Consider the following 2,305-nt stretch of genomic DNA (forward strand, 5'->3'; position numbering starts at 1 on the left):
ACGTGCTCGTGGCCAGCATGGGGCAGATCACGCCGAACAACGACCGGATCGGGGCGGTGGTCGTGCTGGAGAACCTCGACAACCGGCATTTCCGGAAACACGTCCTGATCGATCACGTGGCCCGGGTGACGGACGTCCGGGCCGCCAACCTCGCCGGCCACACCGACGGCCGCCTCGATCTGGTCGTCGGCCAGTTCGGCTACGATCAGGGCGAGACCCGCTGGATGGAAAACCAGGGCGGCTGGCGGTTCGAGAGCCACATCGTGAACACGCAGTCGGGGTGCATCCACACGCCGGTGGCGGACTTCGACGGCGACGGGGCCCCGGATTTCGCCGCGCTGATCTCGCAGGAGTGGGAGGAGGTGCACTGGTTCCACAACCTCGGCCACGGACAGTTCAAGGACGCCATCCTCTGGGGCTCGACCAACGAGGATTATGGGAGCAGCGGGCTCGCCGTGGCCGACGTGAACCAGGACGGGAGACCCGACCTCATCTACACCAACGGCGACGGGTTCGATTACGCCGTGCCCGGCTCGCGGCCGTGGCATGGCATCCAGTGGCTGGAAAACCGCGGCCACGGCCAGTTCCTTTTCCACCGCGTGGGCGACCTGCCGGGGGCGTTTTCGCCCTGTGCGGCGGACCTGAACGGCGACGGCACGATCGACCTGCTGGCGGTCAGCTGCTACGCCGACTGGAGCGATCCCCACGCGGTCTCGATGATGGCCTGGCTGAACGACGGCCACGGCGATTTCACGCCGGTGGTCCTCGCCCACCGGCCAATTCAACTCATCACGGCCGCGGTGGGCGATCTCGACGGCAACGGCGTGCCGGTGATCGTGACCGGCGGCTTCCACCTGCTCCCGCCGTACGAACATATGAGCAGCGTCACCCTGTGGCGCCGGAAGTGAGCGGGCGCGGGCAGACCGTGGCGCTGGCACCAGCACCAAGGTCCACCACAACCACCCGCGGGTCGGGGCGGTGACGGGCGGAGATCCCCCGCCGGACGGCGCGGGCAGAAAAACGTCGGCTCCCTCCATTCGCGACGACCACGCCGGCGAAGGGCATGGGGGGCGAGGGAACTGCGCTCCCAGTCCGAAGGACTCGGCCGCGGTGCCGCCCGGGACGATGCGCACGACCAAATGGCTGCGCCCAAATCAGAGGCGACAGACCTGGGCGCAGTCGGGCGCAATTCAGGTGTCGCTTGGTCTACTGTTAGAACGAACTTGTTTTTGAACGACATAGGATATGATGTTCATCGTAGCTTTATAGCGTTTTGGCATACCCCATTAGCCATTCACCGTAGCTTTCGGCGCCGCCTCTGTGTGTCGCCAAATTCAGACCCCTAACACGTATGAACACCGTCCTCAAGTGCGCGGGCCCGCTGCCCGCTTTGCGCGTCGCTGCTTTGGCGGCGATTGGTTTGGCCACCGTATCCTGGGCGCAAGCCCAGACCGCGCCGAGCGCGGCCACCCAGGCCTCCCCCACGACGACTGCAGCCACTACGAGCCCGGCGAACCCGAGCGGCGAGGAAATCGTCCGCCTGAATCCTTTCGAGGTGAGCACGTCGCGCAACGTCGGCTACCAGGCGTACGACACCCTCGCCGGCACGCGCATTCGCACGGATTTGAAGGACGTCGGCGCCTCGATCAGCGTGCTGACCAAGGAGTTTCTCGACGACATCGGCGCGACCGACAACGGCACGCTGCTCCAGTACACGACCGACGCGGAGGTGGCGGGCACCCGCGGCACCTACGCCGGCCTGGGCAACGGCACCAGCGTCGATGAGTCGTCCACCCTGCGCGCCCCCGCCGGCGCCCAGCGCGTGCGCGGCCTGGCTGCGGCCGACCTCACCCGCGATTTCTTCGTCACGGACATCCCGTGGGACTCCTACAACGTCGACCGCATCGACATCTTGCGCGGGCCCAACTCGTTCCTCTTCGGCCTCGGCAGCCCGGCCGGCATCGTCAACGCCTCCACCCGCAGCGCCGAATACCGCGACATGGGGAGCGTGGAAAACCGCGTCGGCTCCTACGGCACCGTGCGCGACAGCATTGATCTGAATGTAAATCTTCTGCCGGACGTGCTGGCGATCCGCGTCGACGGTCTGTGGGACGACCACAAATACGAGCAGAAGCAGGCCTGGCAAAAGGACAAGCGCTACACCACCGCGATTCGTTTCGACCCGCAGCTTTTCCGCAACCCCTCCTTCCACACCAGCATCAAGATCAATTTTGAGAATGGCGACATCAAGGCGGACCGGCCGCGCATCATCCCGCCGCAGGACAGCATCACCCCGTGGTTCAAC

Annotated in this window: 2 protein-coding genes; both read left to right on the forward strand. The window is 66.0% G+C overall.

Annotated features, from left to right (window positions below):
• Positions 1-908, forward strand: a 908-nt coding sequence (locus tag VMD50_RS02905; RefSeq protein ID WP_325424685.1) for an FG-GAP repeat domain-containing protein, incomplete at its 5' end; no start/stop codon positions are given.
• A 443-nt stretch (positions 909-1,351) separates the two neighbouring features.
• A partial coding sequence (locus tag VMD50_RS02910) for a TonB-dependent receptor plug domain-containing protein (protein ID WP_325424687.1) occupies positions 1,352-2,305 on the forward strand: 954 nt, incomplete at its 3' end.

Origin of the sequence: Mycobacterium sp. (genome assembly GCF_035506235.1) — a bacterium.
Taxonomy (GTDB): domain Bacteria; phylum Actinomycetota; class Actinomycetes; order Mycobacteriales; family Mycobacteriaceae; genus Mycobacterium.